Annotated in this window: 5 protein-coding genes; all 5 read right to left on the bottom strand. The window is 50.5% G+C overall.

The window, feature by feature from the left end:
• Positions 1–42: 42 nt before the first annotated feature.
• Positions 43–582 (bottom strand): hypothetical protein, encoded by a 540-nt coding sequence (locus V6D20_11190; GenBank protein ID HEY9816347.1) that lies wholly within the window; start codon positions 580–582, stop codon positions 43–45.
• A 93-nt stretch (positions 583–675) separates the two neighbouring features.
• On the bottom strand, positions 676–873 hold the full coding sequence (locus V6D20_11185) for a hypothetical protein (protein HEY9816346.1): 198 nt from the start codon (positions 871–873) through the stop codon (positions 676–678).
• 76 nt (positions 874–949) lie between these two features.
• The gene (locus V6D20_11180) at positions 950–1,162 is read right to left on the bottom strand and encodes a type II toxin-antitoxin system HicA family toxin (protein HEY9816345.1); all 213 of its coding nucleotides are present in this window, start codon (positions 1,160–1,162) and stop codon (positions 950–952) included.
• Between the two features lie 10 nt (positions 1,163–1,172).
• The gene (locus V6D20_11175; GenBank protein ID HEY9816344.1) at positions 1,173–1,382 is read right to left on the bottom strand and encodes a type II toxin-antitoxin system HicB family antitoxin; all 210 of its coding nucleotides are present in this window, start codon (positions 1,380–1,382) and stop codon (positions 1,173–1,175) included.
• A gap of 146 nt (positions 1,383–1,528) precedes the next feature.
• Positions 1,529–2,061, bottom strand: a 533-nt coding sequence (locus V6D20_11170) for a Uma2 family endonuclease (protein HEY9816343.1), incomplete at its 5' end; no start/stop codon positions are given.

Genomic DNA, 2,061 nt, shown 5'->3' with positions numbered 1-2,061 from the left:
CTGGTCAACTTTGCCATCTTTCACATCGCGGCTAGTGGTTGACTATTGAAAATTAGAGTTGAACTTAATCCCATAGGGCGGGTCGAAGTAGATACACTGCACCTTCCCCCGCAGGCCCTCCCGCTCCGCCAAACTTGCCATCACCTGTAGGCTATCGCCCAAGATCATGCGGTTTGTCCAGTTGCCATCATGTTGATAAAAATCTGTGGCGTTGGCTCCCTCGGGCAAGCCATTGAAATCGCCAAATAGGTCAAAACCTAGCTGCTGATCTTGCGTCACTTCAGCCTTGTCCTTGCTCTGCTGCAAAAGGTCATCCACCAAGACCTTAGGATGTACCTTCTCTTGGATGTAGAGCGGCGGCGCACTCACCACCAGGTCTGACCAATCTTGTTCATCCTTGCCACGCCAAACAAGCTGCGGATCCAAGTCACGATTGCGGCGTTCATAAGCAACCTTAATCGGGCTGCGCTCATCGTCTGCCATCACCGACTGATGCTCGGCGGTGGGGATGTTCTTGCGCTTGTCATCTCCATGCTTGATGGCTTCGACCTGTTTGGGTTGCTTGGGTTGGCGGGAAGGCATGGTTAGTGGGTGATTAGTGGGTGGTGGTTAGTCGATCAAAGGGGTCTTTGTGGATAGCAGACAAACTGACCGCTTGAGTGGCGACGGCGGGGATTAGACGATGGGACTAACGATGTCGCCTAGGGTGCTGCCTTTGCCCGCGATCGAGTCTGGTGGAAAACGACGACGGATAGGTTGGGCTGGGATTTCTTCGAGTACGGTGACAATGACACGGGCGGTGGTCAGCTCGGGCTGCCCGGTGAGCCATTTGAATTGGCCGTTTTCGTAGATGGCTTCGTAGCTTTTCAACATGGTTTTGCTGGGGGAGTAGATGGTTAGCAGGGGGTGGTTAGTGCTTAGTGAGTGGTGACAAATCACAAGTCACAAACTATGAGAATTCAATACCGGCCTGTTTTTCGATGGACTTGAGAGTGCCAATGGGAATGACCTTTTTGCTATGAATGGGCACAATGGCGGTTCGTCGGGTTTCTGCGTTGAATAGTTTGAGATGAGAGCCAGTTTGGGAAACTTCGACAAATCCAGCAGCTTTGAGTTGTTGGGTGACCTGCTTAGCCGTCAGGCGTGGCGTTTTGGGTGCCATAGTGATGCCTCTATAGCGCTAGTTCAACCACTTCTTGAGCAGCACTGCCTTCTAAAAACTCATCGGGAATCGGCTCTAGCATCAGTTGAATCGCATCTTTGAGATTGACAATGGCTTCATCTTTGGTGTCGCCAAAAGATGAAACAAAGTTGAGTTCTGGACAGGTAGCTGAGTAGGCTTGGGACTCTTCGTCCCATTCGATGACAGCTCGGATAATCATAGGTTTCTCCTAGGGATTGGTTAGTGGTTAATTCAAGTCACAAATTACGAGCCACCGATCACGCCTGGCGGTTGGTAGCGACCTGTCTTTGGCTTCCAGAGCCAAACTTGACCATTTTGTTAACGTCAAACCAATGATTGGCAACATCATGTAATGACTTCATACAGATCGGCAAGGGCAATGGTGACATTGACAGAGACCAAGGTCAAAGACTGCTCAAGACCTCGATACTCTGTAAACAGCCATTGGTTTTCGGATTGTCTGACATACTGCTCAACATGGGGTTTGTTCTGGGCGATGAGCAAATATTCCTGAAAAGACGGAACCGTGCGATATGCCTCAAACTTGTCGCCCCGGTCATATTTTTCCGTGGAGTCGGAGAGAACCTCCGCTACCAAAATCGGATTCATCACCGTATCTTTGCGGCCTGGTTTTAGCTCTGGGGGGCGGGCCGTCACCATTATGTCGGGGTAGGTATAGTGATCTAAGTCTGGAATCCAGAGGCGCTGATCCGTCACAAAAATGCTGTAGGGCTGCTTTCGCAAGTCAGCCGTGAGCAAAAACACCAACATGCGAGTAATTTCGTTGTGGGCAGGAGTTCCCCCAGTCGTCGGGATGATTTCTCCGTGGCGGTATTCATGACGACTATCAGATGCTATTTCCAGAGCCAAATAGTCTT

The sequence above is a fragment of the Candidatus Obscuribacterales bacterium genome (genome assembly GCA_036703605.1).
Classification (GTDB): Bacteria; Cyanobacteriota; Cyanobacteriia; order RECH01; family RECH01; genus RECH01.
Note: the sequence above shows the minus strand (reverse complement) of the source record. Positions and strands in the feature narration are given on the sequence as shown.

What these genes read in the sequence shown, in the direction of transcription:
- V6D20_11190 (HEY9816347.1), bottom strand. Translation starts at nt 582, where the DNA reads ATGCCTTCCCGCCAACCCAAGCAACCCAAACAGGTCGAAGCCATCAAG.
- V6D20_11185 (HEY9816346.1), bottom strand. Translation starts at nt 873, where the DNA reads ATGTTGAAAAGCTACGAAGCCATCTACGAAAACGGCCAATTCAAATGG.
- V6D20_11180 (HEY9816345.1), bottom strand. Translation starts at nt 1,162, where the DNA reads ATGGCACCCAAAACGCCACGCCTGACGGCTAAGCAGGTCACCCAACAA.
- V6D20_11175 (HEY9816344.1), bottom strand. Translation starts at nt 1,382, where the DNA reads ATGATTATCCGAGCTGTCATCGAATGGGACGAAGAGTCCCAAGCCTAC.